This is a genomic window from Enterococcus innesii (genome assembly GCF_022846515.1).
GTDB classification, from domain to species: domain Bacteria; phylum Bacillota; class Bacilli; order Lactobacillales; family Enterococcaceae; genus Enterococcus_D; species Enterococcus_D innesii.
The window spans coordinates 873,876-890,926 of sequence record NZ_AP025635.1 but is presented as its reverse complement, the minus strand read 5'-3'; the positions used below and the strand labels follow the sequence as shown (position 1 = coordinate 890,926).

Below are 17,051 nucleotides of genomic sequence, written 5' to 3'. Positions count from 1 at the left end.
AAGGCGTTGGACAGTGAAATCAAAAAGAGAAATGAGGGAAAAAGATGTATAAAGAGTTAACGATCGCACAACGTACGATCATGACACCTGGGCCTGTAGAAGCCCATCCTGCTGTTCTACAAGCAATGACCAATCGCATTTTGGGGCAGTTTGATCCGAATTTTTTGGCGATCATGGATGAGGTCAAAGAAATGATCAAACAACCGTTTGGAACCAAAAACAAAGAGGCATTTGCCATTGACGGGACTTCCCGAGCTGGTTTAGAAGCGGCGCTGATCGCTTTGATCGAACCAGGGGACAAAGTCTTGATCCCAGCCTATGGGCGCTTTGCTTTCTTACTGGGAGAAATCTGTGAACGTGCTCAAGCACAAGTCAAATATGTAGAAAAAGAGTGGACAGCTCCTTTTGCACCCGCAGAGGTCATCAAAGAAATCGACGCATTTCAACCCAAGATCGTGGCGATGGTCCACGGGGAAACCGCCAATGGGCAAATGCAGCCGTTAGCAGAAATCGGGCAGTATTGTCGCGCAAAAGATATTTTCTTTGTCGTTGACATGGTGGCGACTTATGGTGGCGTGGCCCTGTCAGTCGATGATTGGTGTGTCGATTTAGCGATTGCCGGTACACAGAAGTGTTTAAGTGTGCCGTCTGGTCTTTCATTAGTGACCTACAACGAGCGAGTCGAAGCCGTCCTTAATGCTCGTTACCAAAAAGAATTAGGCTTGAGTAAAACGGATCGAAACAAGCGGCACATTATGAGCAATTACCTGGATTTGAGTCAACTGCAACGCTACTGGAACACAGAGCGAATCAACCATCACACAGAAGCGACGAGTATGATCTATGCGCTTCATGAAGGATTACGGATGCTGCTAAACGAAGGCCTTGATGCAGCCTATCAACGTCATTTGACGAATGAAGGCGCGTTGGTCGCTGGACTGGAGGCGATGGGGCTGTCGATTTATGGCGAAAAAGCAACCAAAATGCCGACAGTTACCCCTATCTTTATTCCAGAAGGTGTTGATGGCGAAGCTGTCCGAGAAGAGATGCTTCACTCCTTTGGTGTAGAGATCGCTAGTTCATTTGGTGATCTAAAAGGAAAAATCTGGCGGATTGGAAATATGGGCTACAGCAGCCGCAAAGAAAATATTTTACATGTCCTAGCCGCGTTAGAAGGGGCACTATTGTACCAGCAAGCACCAATTTCTGCTGGCAAAGCGCTCATCGCTGCGTTAAATTACTACCAAAAAACGACTTAAATTTTTAGCACAAATGCACAACGACTGAAAGCGCTTTGTGAAAAATGACAAATGCAATCGTCGGCAAAAAAACGTACACTAAGACTATCTTAAAGCGCTTTCGTTGGCGTGCTTCACAAACTTTACTTGTGTAACTGATGGAGGGAAAAAAATGGAAATCAATAAAGAACGTGGTGGGCTTGCCTACTGGAAACAAATTATTATCTTAATGTGTTCAGGCTGGGTCACTATCTGGATTTATCGCGCTGCGTTATCGCCAGTCTATCCGCAAATCAATGAGTCACTTGGCGGCAATATTTCTGATACAGCATTAGGATCGATTGCCAGCTTTTACTTTTTCGGCTATGTAATCATGCAGATCCCGGCCGGCTTTTTGGTGGATAAGATTGGGAAGAAAACAGTTCTGCTTCCAGGATTCGTGGTATTTGCACTGGCAGCTTTACTGATTTCACAAGCCTCTTCAATCTCCATGATCTATACCGGTAGCTTTTTAGCAGGGATCGGCTGTGGGTCATTTTACGGTTCAGCGTATTCTTTGACCTCACAGAACATTCCGAAAGAAAAGAAGAGCTTCTCAACAGCGATCGTCAATAGTGGTTCTGCCGTTGGTTCAGGGTTTGGGATGATCTTATCAAGCTTTATCGTTATTCAGATGAACATGCCTTGGCAAACAATGATGTATTTATCCGCTTTCTTGATCGTTTGTATGACGATCGCTTTTGCATTGGTGATCCGCAGCAACAAAGAAGACGTGGCTTTCTTGGAGAGCCAAGCAGCAGCTGAAGAAGAAACAACGGATCAGCCGAAAGAAAAAGTTTCCCTTTCGACCTTGTTCTCACTGCGGATGCTCTTTACTTATGTGTTATATTTTGCGACGTGTTATGCCTACTATATGACGGTTACTTGGCTACCAAACTTCTTAGGAACAGAACGAGGCTTCCAAGGAGTCGCAATCGGATTCTCTTCTTCATTGGTGGCATTTGCTTCGATTCCTGGGGCCTTGTTCTTTAGCCGCTTGGCAGACAAATACATGCATAAAAAAGTTACCTTTATCGTTATTTTAGAAGTATTGGCGGCGTTGATGTTATTAGTAACGGTGCAAGCAACAAATTCGACCTTCTTAATGATCGCGTTGATCTTGTACGGGTTCCTTGGAAAACTAGCGGTTGAACCAATCATCATTTCTTGGCTAGGGGAAAATGCACCAAAAGTTGGGGTCGGTACGACATTAGGGGTCTTCAACTTTTTCGGCATGATGTCTTCCGTTATCGCACCAACATTGACCGGATCGATCTCGGATGCAACAGGGTCAAAAGTAATGGGCTTTTATATCGCAATTATTTTGTTGATCGGTGGTACATTCTTATTCTTGACTGTAAACTCTAAGAAAACAGCAAAGTAGAAAAGTGAGGAACAACAGATGAAAAAACGATCCTTAAAAATCAGTTTGACCAACCAAATCATGATTGCAACGGTATTGGGGATTTTTTGGGGCGTTTCCTTTCCCGGTTTAGGTGATCAAATGCAGCTAGTCGGGAACTTCTTCTTGCGACTGATTCAAATGTCTGTGGTCGTGTTGGTCATGGGCTCGGTGATTGAAGCGGTGGGGGGACTTGATCCAAAAGAATTAGGTGGTATTGGCGGGAAAGTCTTCCTCTGGTTTACCGGTTCGACCCTTGTCGCCGCTATTTTCGGTCTCTTTTTCGCCTTGATCCTCAAGCCCGGCGCAGGCCTTGATCAATCCCTGCTGCAAAGTACAGAAACCGCATTAAGTACCAGCAGCATGGAAGAAGTCATCTTAAACTTTGTTCCACTGAACATTATTCAAGCCATGGTGGAGCAGAATATGATCCAAGTGATTATTTTTTCGCTCTTCTTTGGCCTTGCCTTGAGCTTGATCAAGCATGAAAAAAAGAATCAGCTGTTTCTAGATATGATCAGCAGTTTTAATCATATTTTGATAAAAATGGTCAGCATGATCATGAAGTTGGCGCCGATCGGGATTTTCGGCCTTGTTGCTTCCTTAGTAGAAGATACCGGTATTCGTGTTTTGGGAATGTTAGCCAGTTTTTTATTGACGTTAGCAGCAGCATCTTTGCTCTTTTTGTTTCTTTGGTTTCTCTTGACGTCGCTCTATTGCAAAGTTTCCTTGTTTCGTTTGATAAAGAACATGTGGCGCCTCTCGGTGATTTCCTTTACGACCACCTCTTCTGCTGTCTCATTGCCGTTTCAAATCGAAGATGGCAAAGAACGATTTGGGATCAGTGATCGAATCAATAAGCTCGTGATGCCTCTGGGCATGACCTTAAATAGCAATGGGCTCTCCTTATTTTTAGCCCTGGCAATCGTAACCGTTGCTCAGGCGTACCAGATCCAATTAAGCTTGGGAGATCTTTTGCAAGTGGTCTTGTTATCCTCGTTGGCATGCTTGGGAACGATCGTCGTTCCAGGCGGCGGATTAGTCACACTGGCTACGGTTTTACCTATGTTAGGACTGCCTAATGAAAGCATCGCCTTACTGGCAGGGATCGATTGGTTTTCTGGGATGTTTCGGACCCTTTTGAATGTGGATCCTGACGTCACGGTGGCGTTGATCGTTGCTCATGATGAAGGAGAACTGGATCGTGCAGTCTTCAATGGTGAAAAAGCCCCGGTCAAATTAGCAGAAAAAATCACCGATGGCGTATAAGACCAATCATTCTTGTGATGAAACTTTACTCTTTTTTGAAAACGTGCTACGATTGATTCGTTGATAGACTAAAGAAGCTTCCTGAAATACCGTAAACGGTAAACAGTAGCAACTGATTTTCAGCTCGTCATTCAACAGACAAATACGACAAAAAGAGGAGGAAAAAACATGACAGCATCGATGAAATTGTGGATTGACCTTTTGAATAGCTAATTTAAATCTATTTCAAAAGTCTAGGCAATCGTGATTTCAAGGGATGAGTGTCCTCTTTTTTCCAATTTCTTATTAAAATCAGGGTATAGCGGTAGGCTATGCCCTTTTTTTGTTCTTGCGTTTTCCTAGACGGGAAGGACAGACTGATGGAACAATTAAGTGTAAAAATAAACAAGCTAATCAAAAATTATGGGTCCAAAGAAGTACTGAACATTGAAGAACTGAGCGCCTATCAAACAGATCGAATCGGGATCGTGGGCGCAAATGGGCAAGGCAAGTCCAGCTTGCTGAAATTGATTGCGGGAGTGATCGATCCTGATTCAGGAACGATCCAAAGAGAAAATTCGTTTCACTATTTCCCGCAAATCGCTGAGGTGACTGAAAAGACGGAGGCTCTTGACTGGGCGCTGTTTGGTCGTTTTTCGATCCCAACGAATGAATTGGCGACACTAAGTGGCGGGGAGGAGACCAAATACCGGTTGGCACAAATGTTATCTTCCTATCAATTAGGACTTTTGCTCGATGAGCCAACGACCCATTTAGACCAGCAAGGAATTCAAGTCTTGATTGAGGAATTGCAGTATTATTATGGCACCCTGATCGTGGTCAGTCATGATCGGTACCTATTGAATCAGCTGGCAACGAAAATCTGGGAAGTCGATCAAGGCAAAGTCATCGAGTATTCTGGCAATTATGACAGTTACCGACAGCAAAAAGAGCAAGCGACACAGCGTGTTGCCTGGGAGGCGGCACAGTATCAGCAACAAAAGCAGCAGTTGACTCAAGCAATCCAAAAGAAAAAAGAACAAGTGATCAAGAGCAGTCGCATTTCTGAAAAAAAGCGGCAGCAAAACATCCGACCAGACCGTTTGTCGTCATCAAAACAAAAGGACACGGTGCAAAAGTCATTGCAAAAAACAGTCAAAGCCATGGAAAGCCGCTTGGATCAGTTGGAAGAAGTGAAGGGTGTCGCCCAGCAGCAGGTGATTCGTTTTCCAGTAGTCCCTGCAGTGGAACTGCATAATAAACGACCGATTCGTGGGGAGCAAGTAACCATTCAAAGAGGGACGAAATGTTTGCTAGACAGCAGCAGTTTCCAGTTTGCTGCCGGGAAGAAAATCGCTATCGTGGGTCCGAACGGTTCGGGGAAGTCGACTTTACTAAAAGAAATCATCGCAGGTGGAGAGGGGATCTATTTATCACCGAAAATCGTCTTTGCGATATACGAGCAAATGGGCTATCGAAAAAACAGCACCACAACACTTTTGACGGAATTGATGGCTCAAACAGACTATCAGGAACCACTGGTCCGCAGTATTTTACACAATCTAGGATTTAGCCAGAATGAAGTGATGAAGCCAGTCAATGTGCTAAGCGGCGGAGAAGCGACACGGGTCGAGCTTGCACGCATCTTTACTCAAGCTGCCAATGTCTTGATTCTTGATGAACCGACGAACTTTATTGATCTGCCGACAATCACCGTCTTGGAACAATTGATTCGCAGCTATCGTGGCATGGTTTTGTTCACTTCTCACGATCAAGCGTTTATTGATGCTGTCGCGGATGACGTGTATCAAATCGATCATGGGAAATTAACATTGGTTTCCAGTAACTAGCAGCATTGTCGCTTTTATACCTGTATAGAGAAAAACAGCGCGGGAAAGGAAATGACCGCCCAACGTTCGATCAAAAAATCGGCCGTTGAGCGGTCACTACAAAACCCGCACTGTTTTTTTGCACTAATCGGTATCGCCTAGCTGTTGCTACATCGCTTAATAAATCTTTTTCGTAAAGTATTTTAAGATCAGTGGAGAGATCAAGGTGCTCAACAAGACAACGATCACCAAAGGGGAATACAATGTGGACGAAATCAATTGGTTTTGTTGACCAATCTGCAAAATGATCAATGCCATTTCACCTCGGGAAATCATTCCAGCTCCCACCATCCAAGCACTGTTGTTCGAGAATTTCGCGATTTTCGCCCCGACATAGCCGCCGACCAGTTTGGTCAAGATCGCGACCACGGTAAAGGCAAGAATAAAGAATAATTGCTCATTTAAGCGGGAAAAATCAACTTCTAAGCCAACGCTGACAAAGAACACCGGAATGAAGACGGCATAACCTAATGCTTCGACACTGTGTTCCACTTCCTCACGAACCTTCGTTTGACTGACAGCGATCCCTGCGAAGAAGGCACCAATGACAGAGCTTAACCCAACAAGGTCAGCAAGATACGCCATTCCTAAGCAGATGATCAGTGACATGATGATCACCGCGGAATTTGCAAATAGCTTTTCTGCAAGTGCCAATAAGAACGGAGCGATCCATTTCACCAATAGAAAAATCAACACAAAATAAATCAGTTCTACCAATAAGGTGACCGGCAGTGGTGTTGCTTGGCTGCTTTCGCCGCCTAAAAAGGAAAGGCTAAGACTCAAAACCAACACGACCAAAATATCATCCACGACGGAAGCACCAAGAATCGTCGAACCTTCTTTCGTGTTCACCACATTCAACTCTTTCAATACTTCGACAGAAATACTGACTGAGGTGGCAGCTAATACGATCCCGAAAAAGAACGCTTCTGTGGGACTGCTTTGAAAACCGACTCCTGTGGCATACCCGAAGAGCATCGGGAACACAATCCCCAAAAGGGCAACGAGCATTCCTGGACGAAAATAGCGTTTCAATAAAGAAATATCACTTTCCAGTCCCGCTAAAAACATCAGCAAAATAACACCAATCTCTGAAAAATCATGAACCAGAATATCTGGATGGACCCAATTGAGTCCTGCGCCTCCTAATAAAACCCCCGCTAGCAACTGCCCGATGACAGCAGGAACGCCCATCCGTCTCGCCAGATGCGAGAAGAGGGTCGTCGTGATTAGGATCAAACACAAAATCCCGACAAAATGCATAAAACCTCATCCTTCTTTCCTATAACATACTCCCTTTTAGTATAGCATTCTCTCTTGAATTGAGCCTGTATCAAGCCTTTTTTTAATAAAAGAGTTTCATTAAACCGCACGTTTTTTGAGATGAGGAGGAAGCGAAGGCAATTAGAATTATTCTGCGCAATCATTAAAATAAAAAAACATTATTTTCACTTTACTTGTAACAAATTATTGTTCGAGCCAATGGGCAAGCTGCTGAAAGACCATTTGGACTTGCGGCTCCTCGACGTTTTTCAAAAAGTCGTGGGGCAAATCATAGACAGGGACAAATTTACTTTTAGGCACTTTCTTCAAGCCTTTGCTGTAACGAAAAGGTACTTCCTCATCGGTACTGCTAGCACTGCTGAAAATTGGAGGAAATTGTGAAAGCAGCTCAGGATCAATGGCATAGTCAGAAAGATCCTCAGCTGTTAGCCCATAGATGGTGGCGAGTTCTTGCTGTTGGACCCAATAAACATAAGGCAAATAGCGCTGAAACTGCGGATCATCCCAAACGATCTCGGTTTGATCCAAAGGAGGGACTTGCTCTTTGCTTAAGAGCGGCTGCTGCAAGACTCGTTTGTTTTCGATAAAAGAAAGATCGGTGTACCCATAAAAGTTGACCAGTTTTTCAGGTAATCTCTGTTGTTCCTTCAGTAATTGCTGGGTCAGCGCCAGCATCAAATACCCACCGGCTGACCGACCGCAGAAACAAAATGGGCGATCTTTAAGCACAGTTGCTTGCAATTCTTGAAAGTTCTGCCAGTTCATTGCTAAAATCTCCGCTAACGAGGAATTAGGTGCCAGCAAATAATCGACTGTGAGGACGCTGTATTGCTGCGCTTGAAATAGTGCGATCAGTGATGCGGGAATGTCTTGGCGGGTTCCATAAACAAAACCGCCACCGTGAAAATAAACTAGGTATTTCTCAGAAGCAGGATAAAGGGTCACCGAAGCGCTGGTGGTCAATTGCCATTCTTTTTTCATTTTGCTTGACTCCTTTTCTGAAGCTCTAATAAATAGGTGCCGATCTCGTAATTGACTAATTGGATCGGACTTGTTAGATCGATCTCTAGTAGCTGTTCAATTTTGCTTAGCCGGTAGCGAATCGTTTTGGCATGAAGAAACAAGGTTTCAGCCGTATTTTTGTAATTGCGATTCGTGATAAAAAAGGTATACAGCGTTTTGAACAGCTCTTCATTTTCTTCCGAAAGTTGATACAGCTTCGGGGGAATGCTTTGCTGCAGCTTTTCTAGTTGGTTCTCTTTGATAAAGGAACTAAAGATACCTAAGTCGCTATAGGCAATGATCGGCGCCAAATAAAACTGCCGATTGAAGCGGATCGCATCCAAACACTCTGGCAGGATCTCTTTGATCTGTTCCTTGCGTAAGACTTCGCTGACCACCAAGCAGCCATGTTCATCGGCTAGCAGGGCATCATCAAAATGTGTCTGCAGCATCTGTTTCGTCACCTGATGGGCGATCGATTGGAAATTATAAAGGATCACCAAATAATTATGGTGTTCGAAAAAGACGTGGGGTGTTTTCAACGCCCGTAGCTTGTGCAAAACGACGGACTTACGCTCCTTATCTTTAAAGCTGTTGGAAGCAAAGGCGATGCCTTGGTAGAAATCGTAGCGATCCAGTTGCGCTTCTTCTAACAAAAGATCCAGCTCAGCCAAATTGCTAGGAGTGTTTTGCAAGATCGCATCGGCAAGATTGTTCATACGATTGTAGCGCTCTTTCTTCAACAAATACTCCATTTGGAGGCGTTCATAGATGACGTCGATCACATTTTCAATAATCATGACTTTTGCCTCAGGGATCTGCGAATCTTTCTGATAAACGATCAAGGTACATAAATCATTGTAAGGATTGATGATCTCTACTTTGATGGCAGTCACATATTGATTGTTCTCATGAGAAAATAATTCCAAATATTCGTAGTGGTTCTTGGTAAACTCGACGGTTTTCATGGGTTCTTGTTTGGTCACCACGAAATTCTTAAAGGATTGACCGACGGACACATGCACATCTAAATGGGGGATGCGCAAAGAACAAGGCTTTTCGATCAATTGATAGAACTCCTGCATGATCTGATCGAAAGAAGAGTGGTTGCGCTCGACTTTCATGAAGCGCTGGCGAACTTCGTAATAGGTACGCAGCAGCTGGGTTTGGTGATTCAGCAATGGTTCGTAAACCGCTAGCATGATGGCTTCATAGCTGACTTCTTGCTGCACTTTGATCAAAGCGATCTGATAAGCAAAGCTAAGCTCGATCACCCAATCTGGAATCATAGGGATCAAGCGATCCACTTTGATCACTAAACCGCTGACGCCGATTTGCTGCATTTTTTCAAAAAAAACACGCAGTTCCTCAGGGGATTGGTCTTTGAAGGCATAAAAAGAAGTCAAAATCAATTGATGGGCTTTGCTCCATTTCTCGATATCCATCGCTTCCAGCACCATAACGGAACCAACGGAATTTGTTAAACCAATGGAGCCAGTCAGGACTTTACTTTTTTCAAAAAGCGGCAGTTCAACCAATTCTTTTAATTTCATAAAATGCTCCTTTTTTCTCTTTTGGATAAAAAGTATAGCATTTTTTTAGAACTTTATCCAATGAAAACGCAAACAAGGCTCGTTAGAATGAGAGTATAAGAAAAGGAGGAGAACAAATGCTGCACACAGTAATCTTAAAGAATAACTACCAAGATTCCATTAACTTAATGCTGCTGACGAATACGATCAATGATCTAGGCGATGTCGAAATGAGTCAAATCATGATGGGGACGGATGCAAACAAAGACATATTAAATAACACTGGATTGCTTTCTAAAGAGGCAGAAGGTGCTTCACCCAACGATATGATGATCGTGGTCGATAGCCAAAACGAACAGATCATGGATCAAGTAATGCCAGCGATCGATTCATTCTTAGCTGATCTTTCAGCAAAAGATCAAGGCAAAGAAACGCCAGCGGCGGCTTCATGGCAAGAAGCCTTGAGCGCAATGCCAGATGCCAATGTTGCATTATTTAGTATTCCTGGGGAATATGGCGCAGCCGAGATGGAAAAAGCGCTAAAAAATGACTTGCATGTTTTCTCGTTTACGGACAATGTCACTATCGAAGATGAAGTGCGTTTGAAAAAGCTGGCTCATGAAAAAGGCTTATTAATGATGGGGCCTGACTGTGGGACTGGTATTATTTCTAGCATTCCGATTGCCTTCACGAATGTCGTGGCACCAGGAAACATCGGCGTCGTTGGTGCCTCTGGTACGGGGATTCAAGAAGTGACGACGATCATTGACCGATTAGGCGGTGGTGTCGTTCATGCCATCGGGACCGGCGGACGTGACTTAAGCGACAAAGTTGGGGCAATCACTGTCAAAGATGCCATCGTTGCTTTAGAAAATCATGAACCGACAGATGTGATTTGCGTGATCTCGAAACCACCTGCAAAAGAAGTGCGGGATGAAGTCGTTCAATTGCTGCAAAGTATCAGCAAACCTGTGGTAGCGATTTTTTTAGGAGAAAAACCAGAAGCCCATGAAGGAAAAGTCTATTTGGCACATACGCTGGAAGAAACAGCGCGCATCGCTGTTGATCTTGCCAATGAAGAACCCGTCAAAGCGAACTATTTTGAACGCGTGAAAACCCCAGATGTGCCCAAACTCGCTGAAGATAAAGTGGTCAAAGGTCTTTATTCTGGCGGTACATTAGCTGCCGAAGCAGGAATGCTGATCTCCGAAGCCTTGAATCTAGAAGGCCTTGTAAAACAAGAAGGCTATATCTTGCATTCCCACGGCTATGATGTGATCGACCTTGGTGATGATATCTATACCCAAGGCAAACCGCACCCAATGATCGATCCTGAAGTGCGCATCAAAAAAATCGAAGACTATACGCAAGATGAGCAAACCGGGGTCATTTTATTTGATGTGGTGTTAGGTTACGGCGCACATGCAGATATGGTAGGTGCACTGTTACCAGCCATCGAAGCTGCACAGCAAACAGCCCAAGCAGCTGATCGCGCGCTGTACTTTGTTGCTACCGTCTGCGGAACTGAAAAAGATCCGCAAAACTATCAAGAAGCAGTCAACCGTTTGAAAGCAGCTGGCGTCTATGTGTCACCAAGCAATGCTCAAGCAGTGCAATTAGCCCTTTCCTTAAAAGGGGCGACTCTTTCTGAAGCAGACAAAGCGGTCAATGACTATACTGGTAGCAAGGTTGAGGTGCCGACAGTCAGCGAGAAAGTAATGGAGCTGTTGACCACCAAACCACGGATCATCAATGTTGGCTTGCAAAGCTTCAATGAATCGATCCTGCAATATGGCGGGAAAACAGAACAATTCAACTGGCGTCCTCGTGCCAACGGCAACAAGAAAATGATCCGTATTTTAGACGCGTTAGAAGAATTTGACGAAAAAATCACAGCTGAAAACCAAGCAGTGACGGATAAAATCAAAAATGCTCAACCATTCTTGATCGATGTCGTTCCAGCTAAATCAGTGATCGCTGAATTAAACGAAAGCCAGAAAACCTTGCTGCATGCAGGACCACCGATCCAATGGTCGGAAATGACGGGACCGATGCAAGGGTCTTGTATCGGCGCTGCCTTGTTTGAACGCTGGGCGAAGGATGAAGACGAAGCCCGCCGCTTACTCGAAAGTGGGGAAGTCCGCTTTATGCCATGTCACCATGTCCAGGCAGTTGGACCAATGGGCGGGATCACTTCTGGGAATATGCCTGTCTTTGTGGTTGAAAACCGCCTTGTCGGCAACAAAGCCTACTGTATTTTGAACGAAGGGATCGGTAAAGTCTTACGATTTGGTGCCTATTCACAAGAAGTCATCGATCGTTTGGATTGGATCAAAGACGTCTTAGGACCAACCATTGCCAAGGCATTACAATTAACAGAAGAAGGCATCAACTTGAATGTATTGATTGCCCGGTCGATCACAATGGGGGATGAATTCCATCAACGAAATATTGCAGCATCATTGAACTTTTTGAAAGAAATCGCGCCGTTGATCATCCAAACAGAGATCGATGAAAAGCAAAAATATGAAGTGATCAAGTTCTTAGCAGATACCGATCAGTTCTTCTTGAATATCATGATGGCAACTGGCAAAGCCATCGTTGATGGTGCTCGTGTCGATGCCAAAGGAACGATCGTGACCACCATGACGAGAAACGGCGTCAATTTTGGAGTTCGTGTCGCCCAAACGGAAGACCAATGGCATACTGCACCAGTCAATACGCCGAAAGGTTTGTACTTTACTGGGTTTACCGAAGCAGATGGCAATCCTGATATTGGGGATAGTGCCATTACTGAAACCGTCGGCGTCGGAGCAATGGCGATGGTAGCTGCACCAGGGGTAACACGCTTTGTCGGCGCTGGTGGCTTTGAAGATGCGCTAGAAACTTCCAATGAAATGGCAAAAATCTGTTTCGGTCATAATCCGACCTTCTCGATCCCAACATGGGACTTCCAAGGGACTTGTTTGGGGATCGACATCCGTAAAGTCGTTGAAACAGGCATCACCCCAATCATTAATACCGGGATCGCCCATAAAGAAGCAGGTGTCGGCCAAGTCGGTGCAGGGACTGTGCGCGCACCGTTAGGCTGTTTTGAAAATGCCTTGACGGCTTATGCGAAGGATCTGGGGATCGATGTTGACTGAGAAAATCAAAATCAGTGATTATCTAGACCCATTGCGACGATTCGGTCGTAACGGTCGGGTGCATAGCGTGTTTGATCGTTCATTCAATGTGATGATCGGGCAGCAGTTGGTTAACATCAACAATTATCACAACTATTTGACTGGCTTCGGTATCTTTTTACCAGATGCATTGTTTGAACAAGTCCTGCCTTTGATCGAGGTCGGCAATCGCGTGCAAGTCCGAGAGCATGGTCTGACCTTTTACAGCACAAAAGGAACATTTTCTCTGTCATTAGAGGAAAAAGAATTGGTTTCGCTGCAGGTGAAGGAGCTATCCTTCACCTCTGCGGAATTGCAGCTTTTGAAAGAAATCCTGCTTCAACAAAAACTAGAAACCAAGATTGGGTTGCCCGAAGATGAGAAAACCCAAGCAGTGTTTGCGGCATTGCGGCAGCCTGTCTCAGATTGGGAACCAATCATTGCTCACCTGATTGGCCGCGGCAAAGGATTGACACCTAGCGGCGATGATCTTTTAGTTGCCTATCAAGCGATGCTCTATGCCTTGCAGCAGCCAGAAGCTGACGCGTTAGCGCAAGCATTGGCAAAACCGCTGTCTACGACGGATGTCAGCCTTGCTTTTATTCAAAGTGCCAGTCAAGGGTATGTCAATTCTCTGATGCTGCAATTATTTAAAGACTTAAAAAAGCAAAACCCACAGGTGATTGAAAAAGATGTGCAGCAGTTGATGTCCGTTGGTCATTCGTCAGGCAAAGATCTTAGTTTTGGGTTGTTGTTAGCGTTGGAGTCATTGTCACTTGAGGAAAAAGAATAGAAATGGGGAGAAATCATGGAAATCAGTAACCAGAAAGATGCGGTCAAAGTAAGCAATTCTTACTGGAAAAAAGTCGTTGCTATTTTCTTTGTCGGCTGGATTTTAATGTACGCCACACGGACGATCTTCAATCCAATCATGGGTGTGATCGGAGAAGAATTCAATTTAAGCAACACACAACTAGGACTTGCCAATAGTATTTTCTTTTTGACATATGCCGTTGCGCAAATTCCTTTTGGCATCATCGGCGACAAAATCGGTCGCAAATTGGTGATCGCCCTAGGTTTTGTTTTATTGGCGGTGACTACGTACTTCAGTGGGCTAGCCACAAGCTTTGTTTTGTTCTTAGTGATTCGTGCCATTGCAGGGATTGGTCAAGGTGCCTATTACGGTCCGCAATACGCATTGTCTACCGAAGCGATTCCCGACAACAAACGGACCGTCGGAAATGCCATTATCAACAGTGGGATGGCGTTTGGAACGTCTGGCGGATACTTGCTTTCTAGTAAATTGGTCTTGGATAATGGGGGCCATTGGAGTCAACCCTTCTTCCTAATGGCAATTCCGACCTTGATCGTCGGTGTCTTGTTCTATTTTGTTTTGAAAGAAAAAGTGATTCGTCCAGAAGATGAAGGACAAGAAATAAAAGAAGAAGGGCCAAAAGAAAAGATTTCCTTGAAGCAGATTTTTTCAAACCGCAATCTCGTGGCAGCCTTTGTTCTTTGCTTTACCAGCATTTATGCAAACTTTGTGATCATTACTTGGTTGCCGCAATTCTTGATTGCCGAGCGTGGCTTTGAAGGGGCGAGTGTCGGCTTTATTGCTTCCTTAGTCCCATGGGCATCGATTCCAGGTGCATTGATCTTTGCTCGATTGAATGATAAAACTGGCGCGACGAAAAAATTAGTCTATTTATTGGTCCCATTGGCGACCCTTTCCGTATTTGCCATTGCCTTTGTAACCGATCGTACCTTATTGATCACTGTTTTGATTTTGTATGGATTGACTGGCAAGCTGGCGCTTGATCCAATCGTCGTGACCTTTGTGACGAAAAATGCACCAAAAGGCGCCTTAGGAACGACCTTGAGTGCCTATAACTTTATCGGGATGTCGGGGTCGATCTTAGCGCCTTATGTTACTGGCTTTTTAGCCGATTCTTTAGGATCGATGCAGGTCGGGTTTTACCTGTCTTGTCTATTACTGCTGATCGGATTAGGTGTTTTTGCCGTATTAGCAAAGGAAAATCAGAAGGAGAGCATAAAATGAGTTTGAATGTGATCGCGTTAGGCGGCAATGCTATTTTAGATAAAGACCCCAGTGATGAAGGACAAAAAGCAGTTGTTGCGCAAGCAGCACGTTATATTGCCGATTTTGTCGAAAAAGGGGAAAAAGTCATTGTTTGTCACGGCAATGGACCACAAGTCGGCAATTTACTGCTGCAGCAAAAAGCCGGGGAAAGTGAAAAAAATCCTCAATTGAAATTAGACAGCTGCGTGGCGATGACTCAAGGAAGTATCGGGTATTGGCTGCAAAATGCCTTGATCAATGAGTTTGCCACACGTCAAGCACATCCTTCAGTGATCTCATTAGTCACCCAAGTTCGTGTCGATCCAGCAGATCCATCCTTTGAGAAACCTTCCAAACCAGTCGGACCATTTTATAGTGAAGAGGAAGCCAATGCTGCGATGGCAGCCAATGGCGGGGTATATCAAGAAGATGCTGGGCGTGGTTTCCGCAAAGTGGTTCCATCCCCGAAACCGCAAGAAATCGTTGAAAAAGAAGCCATTAAAACATTGGTCGATGCTGGTGTGATCACGATTTGCGCCGGTGGTGGTGGCGTACCTGTCGTTCGCAACGATAATGGGTTTACTGGCGTGGAAGCCGTCAACGACAAAGACTTTACCGCCAGTGTCTTAGCAAAAGATGTGCAGGCCGATCGCCTGATTATTTTGACCGGTGTCGACAATATCTACATCAATTACAACCGGCCGAATCAGCAAGCCTTAGGGGAAATCAGTGTGGCACAAGCCAAGGGCTACATCGAGGAAGGCCATTTTGCAGCGGGCAGTATGTTGCCAAAAATAGAAGCTGCGATTGATTTTGTTGAAGAAGATGCAGCCAGAACCGCGATTATTACCTCAATCGAAAAGTTAGCTGAACTAGATCAGCATACAGGAACCATACTTCGAAAATAAAGAGGGGATCAAAGTGAAAGCAAAAAAACTACCGATGGTGACGCAGATCGTTATTGCCGTTCTTCTAGGGATTCTTTGCGGTTTGTTCTTTGGGCAAGCCGCTTCATTCCTAAAAATCTTGGGCGATCTTTTCTTGCGTCTGATGCAAATGGCGATCCCGTTATTGATCGTTGGACAAATCATTCAAGCAGTTGGGGGCATTGCCCCGAAAGAACTCACACGTTTGGGTGGAAAAACGATCGCTGTCTTTGGGATTTCCTCCTTATTCGCTGCTGCATGGGGTGTGCTGATGGCGGTCTTCTTTGCTCCGGGCAAAGGGATCGACTTTTCACAAGCTGCCGGTGAACCTCTGCAAGCACAAGAAATTTCTATATCAGAGACAGTGATCAACTTTATTCCCACGAATATTTTCGATGCGTTGAGTAAAGGGTCAATTATTCAAATCATCGTTTTTGGGTTATTTTTTGGTGTTGCCCTCAATCGCTTTATGCAAAAGAAACCTGAGTCAGCTCTTTATGGGCTGATCGTGGATCTGAATGAGGTCGTCATTGCCATCATTCGTTACGTGATGATCGTGGCACCAATCGGTATTTTTGCATTGATCGCTTCAACGATCAGCTCCCTGGGCTTGCAGATCATTTTGCCATTAGGCAGCTATTTGCTCATCTACGGTCTAGCCACCGTTACGTTCCTTGGGCTGTGGCTAGTCTTGTTGACCGTGTATTGTCGGATCAATCCGTTACGATTGATCAAAAATATGAAAAATATGTCGGTCATGGCATTGGCGACAACCTCTTCTGCCATCACACTGCCGATCGCTATGGAAGAATCCCAGAACAAATTAGGACTCAGTAGCCGCATCACCAATTTGGTATTGCCATTGGGCATGTCTTTGAACAGCAATGGGTCAGCAATGCATATGGCGATTACCGTCATGACGATCGCCCAAATGTATCAAATCAACTTTGACGGGATCCAAATGGTGACGGTAGCTGTCACTGCGACTTTCGTTTCTTTAGCCAATGCTGTTGTTCCCGGAGCGGGGTTAGTTTCCTTGGCAATCATCGTTCCCCAGCTCGGGTTACCAATCGAAAGCATTGCGCTATTTGCTGGTGTCGAATGGTTTGTTGGCATGCTGCGGACGATTTTGAACGTGAACTCAGACGTCTATTCAGCGCTGCTGATCGCTAAGTCAGCCGATGAACTCGATTATCGCGTGTTTAATCAATAGGAGAAGCCGTTGCCAAGCGTGCTTCTCTTTTTCA

General features: G+C 44.8%; 12 protein-coding genes. 9 read left to right on the top strand and 3 right to left on the bottom strand.

Going from position 1 to position 17,051, the window contains the following annotated elements:
* Positions 1-44: 44 nt before the first annotated feature.
* The 4 genes from ENLAB_RS04110 (at position 45) to abc-f (ending at position 5,777) form a co-directional block, all read left to right on the top strand.
* Positions 45-1,259 carry a pyridoxal-phosphate-dependent aminotransferase family protein gene (locus ENLAB_RS04110; RefSeq protein ID WP_005225367.1) on the top strand — a complete coding sequence of 405 codons (1,215 nt, stop codon included), beginning with the start codon at positions 45-47 and terminating at the stop codon, positions 1,257-1,259.
* 151 nt (positions 1,260-1,410) lie between these two features.
* A complete protein-coding gene (locus ENLAB_RS04105; protein WP_005225368.1) occupies positions 1,411-2,661 on the top strand; it encodes an MFS transporter in 1,251 nt (416 codons plus the stop codon).
* Positions 2,662-2,679: 18 nt separating this feature from the next.
* Complete coding sequence (locus ENLAB_RS04100) at positions 2,680-3,948, top strand: dicarboxylate/amino acid:cation symporter (RefSeq protein ID WP_220426886.1); 1,269 nt, start codon at positions 2,680-2,682, stop codon at positions 3,946-3,948.
* Positions 3,949-4,307: 359 nt separating this feature from the next.
* Positions 4,308-5,777 (top strand): ribosomal protection-like ABC-F family protein, encoded by a 1,470-nt coding sequence (gene abc-f / locus ENLAB_RS04095; protein ID WP_244352774.1) that lies wholly within the window; start codon positions 4,308-4,310, stop codon positions 5,775-5,777.
* A 156-nt stretch (positions 5,778-5,933) separates the two neighbouring features.
* On the opposite strand, the gene ENLAB_RS04090 is transcribed toward abc-f, so the two are convergent.
* The 3 genes from ENLAB_RS04090 to ENLAB_RS04080 form a co-directional block, all read right to left on the bottom strand.
* Positions 5,934-7,079, bottom strand: a complete 1,146-nt coding sequence (locus ENLAB_RS04090; protein ID WP_081117446.1) for a cation:proton antiporter — start codon at positions 7,077-7,079, stop codon at positions 5,934-5,936.
* Between the two features lie 204 nt (positions 7,080-7,283).
* Positions 7,284-8,081, bottom strand: a complete 798-nt coding sequence (locus tag ENLAB_RS04085; RefSeq protein WP_086291940.1) for an alpha/beta hydrolase — start codon at positions 8,079-8,081, stop codon at positions 7,284-7,286.
* A complete protein-coding gene (locus tag ENLAB_RS04080; protein WP_244352773.1) occupies positions 8,078-9,655 on the bottom strand; it encodes a PucR family transcriptional regulator in 1,578 nt (525 codons plus the stop codon). The genes ENLAB_RS04085 and ENLAB_RS04080 overlap by 4 nt, the downstream gene beginning before the upstream one ends.
* Positions 9,656-9,771: 116 nt before the next feature.
* Between ENLAB_RS04080 and ENLAB_RS04075 the strand changes: the two genes are divergently transcribed.
* Genes ENLAB_RS04075 through ENLAB_RS04055 form a run of 5 tightly spaced genes read left to right on the top strand, consistent with a single transcriptional unit; the run spans position 9,772 to position 17,017 of the window.
* Positions 9,772-12,780, top strand: a complete 3,009-nt coding sequence (locus ENLAB_RS04075) for a bifunctional FdrA/YlbE family protein (RefSeq protein ID WP_244352767.1) — start codon at positions 9,772-9,774, stop codon at positions 12,778-12,780.
* Complete coding sequence (locus ENLAB_RS04070) at positions 12,770-13,591, top strand: oxamate carbamoyltransferase subunit AllH family protein (RefSeq protein ID WP_244352758.1); 822 nt, start codon at positions 12,770-12,772, stop codon at positions 13,589-13,591. The genes ENLAB_RS04075 and ENLAB_RS04070 overlap by 11 nt, the downstream gene beginning before the upstream one ends.
* Positions 13,592-13,606: 15 nt before the next feature.
* Positions 13,607-14,857 (top strand): MFS transporter, encoded by a 1,251-nt coding sequence (locus tag ENLAB_RS04065; protein ID WP_005225376.1) that lies wholly within the window; start codon positions 13,607-13,609, stop codon positions 14,855-14,857.
* Positions 14,854-15,786 (top strand): carbamate kinase, encoded by a 933-nt coding sequence (gene arcC, locus ENLAB_RS04060; protein WP_244352756.1) that lies wholly within the window; start codon positions 14,854-14,856, stop codon positions 15,784-15,786. Before ENLAB_RS04065 ends, arcC begins: the two co-directional genes overlap by 4 nt.
* Positions 15,787-15,799: 13 nt before the next feature.
* On the top strand, positions 15,800-17,017 hold the full coding sequence (locus ENLAB_RS04055; protein ID WP_216691455.1) for a dicarboxylate/amino acid:cation symporter: 1,218 nt from the start codon (positions 15,800-15,802) through the stop codon (positions 17,015-17,017).
* Positions 17,018-17,051 lie beyond the last annotated feature (34 nt).